At 60.6% G+C, this 13474-nt stretch carries 12 protein-coding genes; 2 read left to right on the forward strand and 10 right to left on the reverse strand.

Translation table 11 applies throughout. The features are described from left to right. Positions 1 to 125: 125 nt before the first annotated feature. The 8 genes from LHAB_RS02245 to LHAB_RS02280 form a co-directional block, all read right to left on the reverse strand. A complete protein-coding gene (locus LHAB_RS02245) occupies positions 126 to 1133 on the reverse strand; it encodes an ABC transporter ATP-binding protein (RefSeq protein ID WP_228763316.1) in 1008 nt (335 codons plus the stop codon). Beyond that, the gene (locus tag LHAB_RS02250) at positions 1130 to 2098 is read right to left on the reverse strand and encodes an ABC transporter ATP-binding protein (RefSeq protein WP_090043736.1); all 969 of its coding nucleotides are present in this window, start codon (positions 2096 to 2098) and stop codon (positions 1130 to 1132) included. Before LHAB_RS02250 ends, LHAB_RS02245 begins: the two co-directional genes overlap by 4 nt. Beyond that, positions 2095 to 3003 (reverse strand): ABC transporter permease, encoded by a 909-nt coding sequence (locus LHAB_RS02255; RefSeq protein ID WP_090043737.1) that lies wholly within the window; start codon positions 3001 to 3003, stop codon positions 2095 to 2097. Before LHAB_RS02255 ends, LHAB_RS02250 begins: the two co-directional genes overlap by 4 nt. Positions 3004 to 3006: 3 nt before the next feature. Beyond that, positions 3007 to 4590: an ABC transporter substrate-binding protein gene (locus LHAB_RS02260; protein ID WP_090043738.1), complete on the reverse strand. Its 1584-nt coding sequence runs from the start codon at positions 4588 to 4590 to the stop codon at positions 3007 to 3009. A 33-nt stretch (positions 4591 to 4623) separates the two neighbouring features. Next, the gene (locus LHAB_RS02265; protein ID WP_090043739.1) at positions 4624 to 5871 is read right to left on the reverse strand and encodes a M20 aminoacylase family protein; all 1248 of its coding nucleotides are present in this window, start codon (positions 5869 to 5871) and stop codon (positions 4624 to 4626) included. Between the two features lie 2 nt (positions 5872 to 5873). Beyond that, a complete protein-coding gene (locus LHAB_RS02270) occupies positions 5874 to 6854 on the reverse strand; it encodes an ABC transporter permease (RefSeq protein ID WP_090043740.1) in 981 nt (326 codons plus the stop codon). Then, entirely contained in the window at positions 6854 to 8461 is a 1608-nt protein-coding gene (locus tag LHAB_RS02275; protein WP_090043852.1) for an ABC transporter substrate-binding protein, read from the reverse strand. The genes LHAB_RS02270 and LHAB_RS02275 overlap by 1 nt, the downstream gene beginning before the upstream one ends. 119 nt (positions 8462 to 8580) lie before the next feature. Then, on the reverse strand, positions 8581 to 9336 hold the full coding sequence (locus LHAB_RS02280) for a DUF3047 domain-containing protein (protein WP_228763317.1): 756 nt from the start codon (positions 9334 to 9336) through the stop codon (positions 8581 to 8583). A gap of 100 nt (positions 9337 to 9436) precedes the next feature. On the opposite strand from LHAB_RS02280, the gene LHAB_RS02285 reads away from it, so the two are divergent. After that, positions 9437 to 10405, forward strand: a complete 969-nt coding sequence (locus LHAB_RS02285) for a Bug family tripartite tricarboxylate transporter substrate binding protein (protein WP_090043854.1) — start codon at positions 9437 to 9439, stop codon at positions 10403 to 10405. A gap of 85 nt (positions 10406 to 10490) precedes the next feature. On the opposite strand, the gene LHAB_RS02290 is transcribed toward LHAB_RS02285, so the two are convergent. After that, positions 10491 to 11678 carry a porin gene (locus tag LHAB_RS02290; protein ID WP_090043741.1) on the reverse strand — a complete coding sequence of 396 codons (1188 nt, stop codon included), beginning with the start codon at positions 11676 to 11678 and terminating at the stop codon, positions 10491 to 10493. Positions 11679 to 12031: 353 nt separating this feature from the next. Between LHAB_RS02290 and coq7 the strand changes: the two genes are divergently transcribed. Then, positions 12032 to 12658 (forward strand): 2-polyprenyl-3-methyl-6-methoxy-1,4-benzoquinone monooxygenase, encoded by a 627-nt coding sequence (gene coq7 / locus LHAB_RS02295; RefSeq protein ID WP_090043742.1) that lies wholly within the window; start codon positions 12032 to 12034, stop codon positions 12656 to 12658. A gap of 74 nt (positions 12659 to 12732) precedes the next feature. Here the strand turns inward: coq7 and LHAB_RS02300 are convergent, their stop codons facing one another. Further along, the gene (locus LHAB_RS02300) at positions 12733 to 13185 is read right to left on the reverse strand and encodes an OsmC family protein (RefSeq protein ID WP_090043743.1); all 453 of its coding nucleotides are present in this window, start codon (positions 13183 to 13185) and stop codon (positions 12733 to 12735) included. Positions 13186 to 13474: the final 289 nt, after the last annotated feature.

Consider the following 13474-nt stretch of genomic DNA (forward strand, 5'->3'; position numbering starts at 1 on the left):
AGAGTTAAAAGACCAAAAAACCCACCGTGGCAACACGGTGGGTTTTTTTATGGTGCTAGGTTTGATTGGCTGACTGTGCCTAAGTTGGGCATTGACCCCCGTTCAGGTCGAGGATCGCAATCCCCTCACACCACCGCGTGGCAAGCGATCTTGATGCCTTTGAAATCGCGCAGCGGCGGGCGCTCGGCGCGGCAGATGTCGGTGGCTTGTGGGCAACGGGGGTGGAAGGTACAGCCGCTCGGTGGGTTGAGCGGGTTGGGCACTTCGCCTTGCACAGGCGTGCGGGCGCGGCCGGTGTCGTGCATTTTTGGAATCGCGTCCAGCAGCATGCGGGTGTAGGGGTGCTGCGGGTTGCCAAACAGAGTGTGTTTGTCGGCCAACTCCACCAAGCGGCCCAGGTACATCACGCCCACCTGGTCACTCACATGGCGCACCACCGCCAGGTTGTGGCTGATGAACAAATACGTCAGACCCCGCTCGCGCTGCAGGTCTTTCATGATGTTGAGCACCTGCGCCTGCACGCTCACGTCCAGCGCCGAGGTCGGCTCGTCGCACACCAAAAACTCCGGCGCGGTGGCCAGGGCCCGGGCGATCGAGATGCGCTGGCGCTGCCCGCCCGAGAATTGGTGCGGGTACTTGACCATGTCGAGCGGTGACAGGCCCACGGACTTGAGCAGTTCGGCCACACGGGCTTTGAGCTCTTCTTCATCGCTGATCAGGCCATGCTCTTTGAGTGGCTCGCCAATGATGTTGTCCACCGTCCAGCGTGGGTTCAGGCTGGCATAGGGGTCTTGGAAAATCATCTGGATGCGTTGGCGCATGGCCTTGGCATGGTTCGATTTGAAGGCGGCGTGCGCGTCTTGCCCATCAAAGGTCAGGCCGCCGCGTGTGGGCTCGTACAGGCCCACCAGCAAGCGGGCCACGGTGCTCTTGCCGCAGCCGGACTCGCCCACCAGGGCCAAGGTTTTGCCGCGCTCGATCTCGAAGCTCACGCCATCCACGGCATTGAGCATCTGGCGCGGCTTGCGCTCGATCACACGGTTGAGCCAAGGGGCCGAGACGTCGAAGGTTTTGGCCAAGTCGTGGGCCACGACCAAAGGCTGCGGCTTGGTGTTGGTCATGTTGTCGCTCATGCGGCACTCCCATCGTGCAGCCAGCAAGCGGCTTGGGTTTCACCGGCTTGGACGAGATCGGGCCGGTCCTGGCGGCATCGGTCGAAGGCTTTGGGGCAGCGCGGGTTGAAGGCGCAGCCCTGCGGGATGGCGTTCAGGCGCGGCATCGCGCCGTCGATCTGGTTGAGGCGTTCGCGGTCACTGTCCATGTCGGGGATCGAGGCCATCAGACCAGCGGTGTATGGGTGTGCGGGGTGGTTGATGACCTGGTGCACGGGACCAATCTCGGCCACGCGCCCGGCATACAGCACGGCCACGCGGTCACAGGTCTCGGCAATCACGCCCATGTCGTGCGTGATCAGCATGACCGCAGCGCCACGGTCTTTGCAGACCTTTTTGAGCAAACTGATGATTTGCGCTTGGATGGACACATCGAGCGCCGTGGTGGGCTCGTCGGCCACAATCAGTTGAGGCTCGGCGGCCAAGGCCAGCGCAATCACCACGCGCTGGCGCATGCCGCCCGAGAACTGGTGCGGGTAATGGTCAATGCGCTCTTCGGCGGCCGAAATGCCGGTGTCCTTGAGCAGCTGGATGGCGCGTTGCCGCGCCTCCTGGGGCGTCACAGGCAGGTGGGCCAGGATGGTTTCGGTCAGCTGCCGCCCAATGGAGTACAGCGGGTTGAGCGAGGTCAGAGGGTCCTGAAAAATCGCACCGATCTTGCGGCCCCGGATGTGGCGCATCTGGTCATTGTTCAGGTGGTCAATGCGCTGGCCTTCGAGCAAGATCTGCCCACCGGCCACACGGCCCGGCGGCTCCAGCAAGCCAATGATGGCCGCGCCCGTGAGCGACTTGCCTGCGCCCGACTCGCCCACCACCCCCAAAATTTCACCGGGGGCGATGTCGAAAGAAATATGGTCCAGCGCACGCAAGGTGCCGTGGCGGCTGGGGAATTCCACCACCAGGTTGTTGACTTGTAAAAGACTCATCGCAATCTCGGATTCAGCGCGTCGCGCAACCAGTCACCCAGCAGGTTGACCGACAAGGCGATCAGCACCAGCATCAGGCCCGGAAAAATCGTGATCCACCACTCGCCCGAGAACAAATAATCGTTGCCCACGCGAATGAGCGTGCCCAAAGAGGGCGAGGTGGGCGGTGCGCCCACGCCTAAAAACGACAGCGTCGCCTCGGTGATGATGGCCGTGGCCACCTGGATGGTGGCCAACACCATGACCGGTCCCATCACGTTGGGCAGCACATGCTTGGCCATGATGCGCAAAGGGGCCACACCCGTCACGCGTGCGGCCTGCACGTATTCCTTGTTGCGCTCGACCAAGGTGGTGCCGCGCACTGTGCGGGCGTACTGCACCCAACCGGTCAACGAGATCGACAAAATCAACACGCCAAAAGCCAGCGACTCGTGCGCATTGGGGAACAGGGCTCGGCCCACCCCTGCAATCAGCAGCGCCACCAAAATGGCGGGGAAAGACAGCATCACATCGCACAAGCGCATGAGCAAAGCGTCGATCCAGCCGCCTTTGAAACCCGCCAGCAAACCCAGGCCCACACCCACCACCACCGACAAGACCACCGAGGCCAAGCCCACCACCAAAGAGATGCGCGAGCCGTAGATCAGGGCCGACAAAATGTCACGCCCCTGATCGTCGGTGCCGAGCAAAAACTTGGTGGAGCCCCCGTCCATCCAGGCGGGGGGCAAGCGGGCATCGCTCAGCTCCAGCGTGGCCAGGTCAAACGGGTTGGTGGGCGCCACCCAGCCGGCAAAAACCGAACAAAACAGACAGACGAAAGCGATGCCAGCCGCCACCATCGCGGTGGGCGATTGGCGGAAGCTGTAACCGACGTCGCTGTTCAGCCAACGTTTCAGTGCGTTCATGTATTACTTGATGGAGATGGACTTGAACGGCATGTAGTTGTCACCGCGCTGCACCAATGTGACCTTTTTGCTGGTGCCCCAGGCCAGCGCTTGCTGGTGCAAAGGCAGGTGACCGATGTCTGCACTGTGCAATTCGAAGACCTCTTTGATCATGGCATTGCGCTTGGCTTGGTCGGTTTCGCTCTGGATTTTCACGGTCAGCTCGTCCACCTTGGGGTTGCAATAAGCGCCCAGGTTGAACTGGCCCGTGCCTTTGTCGTCCACGCAGCGCATCAAGGCATTGAGGGCGTTGTGGGCGTCGTAGGTGCTGGGGGTCCAACCCAGCAAATAGAAGCTGGTGTCGCGGCGCAAAATTTTCGGGAAATAAGTGCCCTTGGTCTCGGCCTTCAGGTTGATCTTGATGTTCACCCGTGCCAAGTTGGCAGCCACGGCCTCACAGATCTGGCCGTCGTTCACATAACGGTCGTTGGGGCAGTTCATGTCCACCGAAAAGCCCGTGGGGTAACCGGCATCGGCCAACAGCTTCTTGGAAGCTTCTGGGTCAAAGGGCAAGCGCTTGTTCAGGTCTGGGTTGTAACCGTTGATGCCGGGGCCCACCATCAAGGCGCTGGGGTTGGAGGCGCCGCGCATCACGGTGCGCTTGATGCCCTCGATGTCGATGGCCTGGTAGAAGGCCTGGCGCACGCGCTTGTCCTTGAAGGGGTTCTTGCCCTTCACGCTGGAGTACAGCAGTTCGTCACGCTTTTGATCCATGCCCAAAAAGATGGTGCGCAGCTCGGGTGCCACCAGAGCGCGGGTGTTGGCACCGGCATTGATGCGGGGCACGTCTTGCACGGGCACGGGCTCCATGATGTCGATCTCGCCCGACAACAAAGCCGCCACGCGGGTGGGGTCGTTGGAGATCACGGAGAAGATGACTTCATCGACGTTGCCTTCGATCTTGCCCCAGTAGTTGCCGTTGCGCACAAAGGTGGTGCGCACATTGGGCTGGCGCTCGCGCAGGCGGTAGGGGCCTGTGCCGTTGGCGCGGAAGGAAGCGGCATTTTCAATGCCCTTGCGGCGGTCCACAGGCCGCGTGGCCTGGTTGTCCTCGCACCACTTCTTGCTCATGATGTACACGGTCGACAAAACGTTGGGCAAGATAGGGAAAGGGGCCTTGGTTTCGATCTCGATGGTGTGGCTGCCCACCTTGCGCACTTCCTTGATGTCGTTGGTGTTGCTGCGCATGTCCGAGCCTTCGCCCGCAGCGCGGTTGATCGAGAACACCACGTCATCGGCCGTGAAAGGTGTGTCGTCGTGGAAGCGCACGTTCTTGCGCAGCTCAAAACGCCACACAGTGGGCGATGTCTGCTTCCACGAAGAAGCCAGTCCGGGTTCGAACTTCAGGTCTTTGCTCACGCCCACCAGCGATTCGTAGACGTTGTTGGTCACGCTCAGTTGCAGGGATTCGTTGAGCGAATGCGGGTCCATCGACAAGGCGTCGCCCTGGTTGGCGATGCGCACGGTGGCTGCGTGTGCAGCGCCCAAGGACAAAGCCGAGACGATGGCCGCTGCCACCAGCGAGCGGGAGAGTTTGGAAGTGCGCATGAGAAAACTCCTGTGGTTGAAAGTGAAAGGCGGTCAGGGCTTGACCGTGGTGCCTAAGGGCAAAGCCTGCTCCACCAAACTGGCGTGCAAGGCCGCGCCCAAAGGCAGGATCTCGTCGTTGAAATCGTAACGGCTGTTGTGCAACGGGTGGGGGCCCGGGCCGTGGGGCAGACCTTGGCCGATGCGGATGTACGCCCCGGGTTTGGCCTGCAGCATGAAAGAAAAATCCTCGCCACCCATGCTGGGCAGCATGTTGCGCCAGACCTTGTCTTCGCCCACCAAGGCCGCTGCCACGTCGCAGGCAAATTGCGCCTCGGACACGGTGTTCACGGTGGCGGGGTAGACGCGCTCATAGGTCAATTCGGCCGATGCGCCAAAGCCCTGGGCGATGCCGTTGCACAAAGACCGCAAGCGGTCTTCGATCTGGTCTTGCACGGTCTCGCTGTAAGTGCGCACCGTGCCCACCAAAGTCACCTCGCCGGGGATTACGCTCATGGCCCCGGGGTGGCCGCCTTGCATCGAACAAATGCTGACCACCGCCTGGTCAAAGGCCGACAGGTTGCGGGCCACCACGCTTTGCGCAGCGGTGATGATGTGGCCCGCCACCAGCACCGGGTCGACGGCCTGGTGCGGGCGGGCGCCATGGCCGCCTTTGCCTCGGATGTGGATCTCGATCCGGTCGACTGCCGCCTGCATGGGGCCTGGGGTGATGCCGATCACGCCCAAAGGCGTCTCGGGCGAGTTGTGTTGGGCGTAGACCTGCTCGCACGGGAAACGCTCGAACAAGCCGTCCTCCATCATGGCGCGCGCACCCGCGAAACCTTCTTCGCCGGGCTGAAAAATCAGCACCGCTGTGCCATCAAAACGCCGGGTTTCGGCCAGGTACCGGGCCGCGCCCATCAGCATGGCCGTGTGGCCGTCGTGGCCGCAGCCGTGCATCAGGCCGGGCGTGCCAGATTTCCAGGTGCACTCGTTGAACTCGGTCAGCGGCAGCGCGTCCATGTCGGCCCGCAGACCGATCATGCGGCCCGGGTTGTGGGCCGAGCGGCCCTGACCATGCACCAAAGCCACCACGCCGGTTTGGCCGATGCCGGTGTGGATGCTGTCGACGCCACACAGCTTGAGCATCTCGGCCACGCGGCCCGCGGTGTAGACCTCTTCAAACCCCAGCTCGGGATGGGCGTGCAGGTCGCGCCGAAAAGCCGTGAGCTCGGGATGGAACTGGGCGATGCGCGCAAATGCCGCGCCCCGCCCCAACACCGATTGCAAAGAAGCACCCACGTTCAATGACCCCCGGGCTTGCCCACGCGCAGACGCGGGTCCACCACAAAGTAGAGCAAGTCCACGATCAGGTTGATGGCCACAAAGATCAGCGCGATCAGGCACAGGTAGGCGGCCATGACCGGGATGTCGGCAAACGTCACCGCCTGGATGAACAGCAAGCCCATGCCGGGCCACTGGAACACCGTCTCGGTGATGATGGCAAAAGCAATCAGGCCGCCCAGCTGCAAACCGGTGATGGTGAGCACGGGCACCAAGGTGTTTTTCAGCGCGTGACCAAAGTGGATGGCCCGGTTGGACAAACCCCGTGCGCGTGCGAACTTGATGTAGTCGGTGCGCAGCACCTCCAGCATCTCGGCCCGCACCAAGCGCATGATCAGCGTGAGCTGAAAAATTGCCAGCGTGACGGCCGGCAGCACGATGTGGTGCCAGCCCTTGGCCGTCATCAAGCCGCTCGACCACCAGCCCATTTGCACCACGTCACCCCGGCCAAAGCTGGGGAACCAGCCGAGCATCACGGCGAACACCAAGATCAGCAAAATGCCGATCAGGAAAGTGGGCAGCGACACCCCCAGCAGCGACACGGTCATGATCAGTTGGCTGGCCCAGGTGCCCCGGCGCAAGGCCGCGTAGACCCCCATGGGGATGCCAATGACCAGCGCCATGGTGGCGGCCACCAGGGCCAGCTCCAAGGTGGCGGGCAAGCGCTCGGCAATCAAGCGCGAGACCTTGGCACCCTGGCGCAGACTCAGGCCAAACTCGCCTTGGACCGCGTTGGACAAAAAGTGGCCAAACTGCACAAAGAACGGTTGGTCCAGACCCAGATCGGCACGCAACATGTCGATCTGCTCTTTGGTGGCGTCTTGCCCCAGCAAGAACACCACCGGATCGCCCACATACTGAAACAGCAAAAACGCAATGAAAGCGACCGTGACCATGACGACCACGGCCTGGATCAGCCGCTGCAAAATGAATGCGAGCATCAATTGACCTTGATCAGCGACCAGTCAAGGCGGTTGTCAGGGCGGTGCACCACGTCGACGTTTTTCTTCATCGCCCAAGGGATCACCTGGTTGTGCAGCGGGATGTGCGCCACGGTGTCGTTTTGCAACTGCAGACCTTCGGTCATCAGGCGGTTGCGCACCGGCAAGTCGGTCTCGGTTTTCACGCGGTCCACGATGTAGTCCATGCGGGTGTTGCTGTAGCGGCCCACGTTGTAGTTGCCGTCGCCGCCTGTGCCCACCGAGCGGGTGAGCGACTGCAGGCTGTACAAGCCGTCAAAGGTCGGAACGCCCCAGCCCAGCATGTAGATGCTGGCTTCGTAGCGCTGGATCATGGGGAAATACGTCACCAAAGGCATGGTGCGCAGTTTGGCCCTCACGCCAACCTTGGCCCACATGGCGGTGATGGCCTGGCAGATCTCTTCGTCGTTGATGTAGCGGTTGTTGGGGCAGGCAAAGTCCACCTCAAAGCCGTTGGGGTAGCCAGCCTCGGCCAGCAGCTTTTTGGAGGCGTCTTGCGAATAAGGGAAACGGGTGTCCACCGCTTTGGTCCAGCCATTGACCTGAGGAGCCACCAAAGCGCCGGTATTTTGCGACAAGCCGCGCATGGTCACGCGGTGGATGGTGTCGATGTCGATGGCCTGGTACAGCGCCTTACGCACTTTCACGTCCTTGAGCGGGTTCTTGCCCTTGACGCTGGAGCCGGGCAGCTCGTCACGGTGCTGGTCCATGCCCAAGAAAATGGTGCGGTTTTCGATGCCGTCGACCACCTTCAGGTTGGCGTTGTTGCGCATGCGGCCCAGATCTTGAGGGCTGGGGTCGAGCACAAAGTCAATTTCACCCGAAAGCAAGGCCGCGGCACGCGTGGCTTCGTTCTTGATGGGGGTGTAAATGACTTCGGTCACGTTGGTGGGCGCCTCGGACCAGCCCCACCAGTTGGGGTTTTTCACCAGCACCAGCTTTTGGTCAGGTTGCCATTCTTTGACCATGTAAGGGCCGCTGCCCATGGCGTTGCGGTGGGCAAAGTTTTCGTCTTTGGTCTTGGCATCTTTGGGCTCGACCGACTTGTTCTTTTCGGCCCAGGCCTTGCTCATGATGCGCAGCTCGGTCATTTGGTTGAGCAGCACCGGGTTGGGGCCGCTCAAGATGATGTCCACCGTGTTGGCGTCGACCTTGACGATGCGGCTCATGCCTTGGGTGTAGACGTTGAAGTTGGACGTCTTGGCGCGTGCGCGGTCCAGAGAAAACACCACATCGTCGGCCGTGAGGGCCGAGCCATCGCTGAATTTGACGCCCTTGCGCAAATTGAAGCGGTACTGGGTGGCCGACATTTCTTTCCAGGACGTGGCCAACTTGGGTTCGATCTTGAAGGTTTTGCTGTTGTAGTAGACCAAGGAGTCAAAAATGGCCGCATGCACGCCGTTGCCCAGTGCGTTGTTTTGCGAGTGGATATCGAGCGTGGGGATGTCGCTGGCGCTGGACCACTTGAAAGGCTTGGCCTGCACTGTGGCGGCGCCCATCAGGCCCGCCAAACCCAAAGACAGCACCAATGTGGTGGCGCGAACGGACAAATTGTTGACGTTTTTCATGAAAGTCACCTTGATCATGGAATGGAATGTACAGAGTTGCATACTATGCAACATTCAGGCCCGTGTCAGGGAGAGGGAATTCCCCCAAATGGCCTGTCTCGCACAGGACTGGTGCATGCTCAGTCCAGCCGAATGTCCCCGTACCAGGCCCGAACGTCGCCGCGGGTGTTGTCACTGTCGGTCATGATGGCCATGCCCAACAAAGCGCCAGGCGCTTCGCCAAAGGCTTTTTCAAAGTCGGCACGCACATCGCGCTGGTATTGCCGCCATTGCTTGACATGCTGTGCGCCCGATTCCAGCACCAGCTTGCGCACCCGGTCCGTTCGGGGGTTGAGGATGACCGATTCCACCGGGCGGCGGTTGCACCAGACATACATCAGCGTGGCATAGGGCAAGGGCTCGCCGGTGAGCGCCTCGGTCAGGTCGCTGAGCATGGCGTTTTTGGCAGAAAACCGGCTGCGGTCCCCTTCAAAAGCCAAAATCAGCCGCACGGGGGCGTCTTCGCTGTCGCGCTCGCCCATGTCGGCCTCGGCCATCAGGTTGTCAATTTGCCATGCAAATTGCAGCCGCCCCAATTGGGCTCCAGGCACATTCAGCCGCTGGCGCAGCATGCTGGCCGACGCTTGTGCGTGGGCGCTCAAGGCAGTTTGGCCGTCTTTCTGGGCAAGCCTGAACTCGGTGACCAATTTACCCGGCAGCTTGACCGATTCCCAGCGCGCTTTGTCCTGGGGGCTGAACGCCAAGGGGGCACCCGCGGGTTTGGTCAGGACCTTGGGCGCACTGGTGTCCGCCTTGTCCAGCTGGGCGCAACCGCCTAAGGCCATGGCACATCCCCACAGCGCGATCCAGCCTGCCCATGAACGCCAAAAAACCATGCTTGCCCTTTGAACACCCATGCAAGAACAAATGGCTTGCATAATCTTTGATCATTTTGATCCATCTGCTGCCATCAACGACTCAGGAGCAACCCGCATGATGAACCGCCGCCAACTGGTCCAAGCCGCCTTGACCACGCTCCCGCTGGGCCTCGTTCAAGCCCAAACCACTTTCCCGTCAAAACCCATGCGCATCGTGGTGCCCTTTGGCGCGGGCGGGGTGGCCGATCTGACGGCGCGCGCTGTGGCGCAAAAGCTCTCGACGAACGTGGGACAGCCGGTGGTCATCGACAACCGCCCCGGGGCAGGGGGCATTGTGGCCGCCGAGTTGGTGGCCAAGGCCGATCCCGATGGCCACACTTTGCTGCTGATGTCCAACGGCACCGCCGTGAGCGCTGGTTTGTTCAAGTCACTGCCGTTTAACCCACGCACCGACTTTGCACCGATTTCGTTGCTGGGCCTGTTTGACATCGCCATCGTGGTGCCCGAAGCATCGCCGCACCAAACCCTGGCTGATCTGATCGGCTTTGGCCGCAGCAACCCGGGCAAGCTGAACATCGGCACCATCAACATCGGCAGCACGCAGCACCTGGCGGCCGAGTTGCTGCGCACCCAAGCCAACCTGATCGCGCCAATCATTCCCTACAACGGCACACCCGCGGTCATCCATGCCTTGCGCGGCGGACAAATCGATGCGGCCGTCGAAATTCTGGGCCCGCTCAAACCGCAAATCAACGCCAAAGCTGTGCGCCTGCTGGGCGTGATGGGTGCCAAGCGCCCCCCGGACCTGCCGCTGGTGCCGGTGGTGCGCGAACTGCCGGGTCTGAGCAGCTTCAATGTGTCATCTTGGAACGCACTGGCCGCGCCCGGCAAAACACCCCAGCCGATTGTGCAGCGCCTGCACACCGAAGTGGCCAAGATACTGACCGAGCCGGAGATGGTGCAACGCCTGGCCAGCTTCAATGTGCAAGCCCAATCCAGCACCCCGACGCAACTGGCGCAACTGCTGGACGCCGACATCCAGCGCTGGCGTGAAGTGATCCTAAAAGCAGGGATACCGCAGCAATAAGGCGGGGCTCATAAAAAAACCCACCGTGTTGCCACGGTGGGTTTTTTGGTCTTTTAACTCTCAACTGGCTTGCGCCAGCGTCAAATTAGAAAGCGTGGCGCACGCCGACTTGGTAAGCAGTGGCAGACGAGCCAGCTGTAGGAGTCAACACACCATACTGAGCGTTGGCATCGTTGGTCACGCGAGCGTATTGTGCGTAAACGTCAGTGCGCTTGCTCAGAGCGTGAGCAATGCCCAAGGCCAACTGCTTGGCACCGAACTCGCCAGTGCTATTGGCTGTGTCAACCGACTTGATGGCGTAGCTGGCCTTGATGGTGTTGGCACCCATGGGCACAATCAGACCCAAGATGGTGTCTGTGCCCTTGAGGCTTTCCAGCTTTTGAGTCTGGTAACCAAAAGTTGCCTTGGCAACGCCGAAGTCATAGCTACCAGCCAAGATGGTGGTGCCCACGTTGGCAGTTGTGGTGGTTGTGACGCCGTGCTTGATGGTCTGTGTACCCACAGCCAAAGTCAGAGGACCTGCATCGTAACGAACGCGCAAGGAAGTACCTGCACCCAGCTTGCCAGTTGTGTTGGTGCTGGCGTTACCGTCGACCATGTACATGGCAACAGCTTGAACACCATTGAACACGGGAGTGCTGTAAGTGATGGTGTTGTTGGCACGGGCTGCGTTCACGCTGGCAACAGATTCGGTTAAACGTGCACCGCTGGCAGCGCTGGCAGCAGCAGCGCTGGCGTACCAAGGGCTGGCCAGAGACGCGTTGGTTAAGCCTTGCACATAAACACCAGAGCTGATGCTAGTGGTGGCCAAGTCTACGCCACGAGCAATGACACCGCCCAGGTTGTACCAGCTGCCAACGCCGTTGGTGCCGAAGGGATCAGCGATGCCGGTGATGCGGAACAGGGGGGTGTAGTCACCACCCAAGTCAACGCGACCAAAGCCACCTTGAACGCCGACCAAGCCAATACGGTCGCAGAAGCTGGTGGTTGCTGATGCAGAAGCAGAGGCGCTAGCGTAAGCAACGCCAGCATTGGGCGTCAAAGTGGTGTCGCATGTGAAGTTGGCTTTCATGCCGCCGCCCAGGTCTTCGGTGCCAGCGAACTGGATACGCGAAGAAGCCATGCCGTTCTTGGACATGCTGGTGGCTGAACCGACGTCGTTCTTGGCGTTTTGAACGCTCAAGTCAAAAGTACCCGACAAAGCCACGGTGGATTGTGCGAAAGCAGCGCCGGTGGCAGCAACAGCAGCCAGAGCAATCAGAGTTTTTTTCATTGCAAATTTCTCCAAAGTTTAAAAAAGAGCTTCGAATCCACCAGGTGGAAGACACCTGCCTGAACACTTAGCCAACCTCCAAATTCGGAAGGTTGAGCGTATTGCACCAGAGCCATGCGGCTTTTCAAAGAATTTCTACGAATAAAGGTCTTTTCCGTTGCATCGTTGCAACAACCCCACGGCAACTGTTTTCAATTGAATCCCTTTAGCTCTACTTTTATCAATAAATTCAATGACTTCCGAAGATTCTCAAAAGCATCGGTTGAATAAGGAATTGCTTCAAAATTTGACCAACAACTGGCCCACCACCGCCTTCACGCCAGAATTCAGCGCACTTTGATAAGCTCGCTTACATGAACACCCACGCTTTGATCCTGGCCGCTGACAGCGCTTTGCGCACCCTGTGGGCCGAGCCCCGTGCCAGCCGCCCCATGCCCTTGGCTGCCACTGCCGAGTTGGCATTGACCGATGCCGAGCGACGCGAGGCGGCTGCCTTGATGCGCGTGAACCATGTGGGTGAGGTCTGCGCCCAGGCGCTGTACACCGGGCAGGCGCTGGCCTGCAAAGACCCGGCCTTGCGTGCCCAGCTGGCCGAGGCGAGCCGGGAAGAGACGGACCACCTGGCCTGGACCCACCAGCGGCTCCAAGACCTGAAAGACCGCCCCTCTCTTTTGAACCCCCTGTGGTACGCGGGGGCCTTTGCCATTGGCTATGCCGCCGGCAAACTGGGTGGCGACAAAGTGAGCCTGGGGTTTGTGGTCGAAACCGAGCGGCAGGTGGAGGCGCACCTGCAAAGTCACATGGACCGCTTGCCTGCCGCCGACAGCGCCTCGCGCGCCATCGTGGCGCAAATGAAAGCCGATGAAATGGCCCATGCCCAGATGGCCATGCAGGCCGGGGCGGTCGAGCTGCCCGGCCCCGTCAAGGCCATGATGCAGATGGCGTCCAAGGTGATGACCACGGTGGCGCACCGGGTTTAAGCCTAGGCCCAAATCGGGCTTGTCGTGTGGCCAATAGAGGAGTGGGCGCCCTTCAATGCCATCCATTCAACCGTTCAAGCCAGTTCCACCACCTCAAAACTGGTCGTGATTTCTGCTGTTTTGCCCAGCATGATGCTGGCCGAGCAGTATTTGTCGTGGCTCATGGCAATGGCCCGCTCGACCGCGCTGGCGGGCACGCCTTTGGCAGTGACGGTGAAATGCATGTTGATCTGGGTGAAGACTTTGGGGTCCACCTCGGCGCGTTGGCTGCTGATTTTCACGCTGCAGCCACGCACATCGTGCCTGCCGCGCTTGAGGATGAGCACCACGTCATAGGCCGTGCAGCCGCCTGTACCGGCCAAAAGCATTTCCATCGGACGCGGGGCCAGGTTCTGGCCACCGTTTTCGGGCTTGGCGGCGTCTGGCGCACCGTCCATGTTGACCACATGGCCCGAGCCAGTTTCGGCCACAAAGCCCATGCCCGAACGGGTACCGGCCGCGCCGGTCCAGGTGACTGTGCATTCCATTTTTGTTTCCTTGTGAAGTGGCTGGCCTTGGAGGCCAGCGAATGGGTTGTGCCGATGTTACCCAAGCCCATGCTCGGGGCTTCAGCGATTTGTTGTCTGGCGTGTTTGCGTGGCAGCACCGCGCTTGCCACGTGGGCGCCTGTCAATTTTTTGCATTTTGAAACATGTCGGATGCTGCAACGCAACAAATCACACGTACAATTGCGAACAAGCGTGCTTTTTTGCATGCACCCCTTGTCTCCTCCACCCTCTGAAAAGGTGGATTTGCCCCAAGTCGCAAGGCTTGGGG

The sequence above is a fragment of the Limnohabitans sp. 2KL-27 genome, from assembly GCF_001269345.1.
GTDB lineage: Bacteria > Pseudomonadota > Gammaproteobacteria > Burkholderiales > Burkholderiaceae_C > Limnohabitans_A.

Bases quoted from the DNA above. Each gene is read 5' to 3' on its own strand.
- LHAB_RS02245 (WP_228763316.1), bottom strand. From the start codon at position 1,133: ATGAGCGACAACATGACCAACACCAAGCCGCAGCCTTTGGTCGTGGCC.
- LHAB_RS02250 (WP_090043736.1), bottom strand. From the start codon at position 2,098: ATGAGTCTTTTACAAGTCAACAACCTGGTGGTGGAATTCCCCAGCCGC.
- LHAB_RS02255 (WP_090043737.1), bottom strand. From the start codon at position 3,003: ATGAACGCACTGAAACGTTGGCTGAACAGCGACGTCGGTTACAGCTTC.
- LHAB_RS02260 (WP_090043738.1), bottom strand. From the start codon at position 4,590: ATGCGCACTTCCAAACTCTCCCGCTCGCTGGTGGCAGCGGCCATCGTC.
- LHAB_RS02270 (WP_090043740.1), bottom strand. From the start codon at position 6,854: ATGCTCGCATTCATTTTGCAGCGGCTGATCCAGGCCGTGGTCGTCATG.
- LHAB_RS02275 (WP_090043852.1), bottom strand. From the start codon at position 8,461: ATGAAAAACGTCAACAATTTGTCCGTTCGCGCCACCACATTGGTGCTG.
- LHAB_RS02280 (WP_228763317.1), bottom strand. From the start codon at position 9,336: ATGGTTTTTTGGCGTTCATGGGCAGGCTGGATCGCGCTGTGGGGATGT.
- LHAB_RS02285 (WP_090043854.1), top strand. From the start codon at position 9,437: ATGAACCGCCGCCAACTGGTCCAAGCCGCCTTGACCACGCTCCCGCTG.
- LHAB_RS02290 (WP_090043741.1), bottom strand. From the start codon at position 11,678: ATGAAAAAAACTCTGATTGCTCTGGCTGCTGTTGCTGCCACCGGCGCT.
- coq7 (WP_090043742.1), top strand. From the start codon at position 12,032: ATGAACACCCACGCTTTGATCCTGGCCGCTGACAGCGCTTTGCGCACC.
- LHAB_RS02300 (WP_090043743.1), bottom strand. From the start codon at position 13,185: ATGGAATGCACAGTCACCTGGACCGGCGCGGCCGGTACCCGTTCGGGC.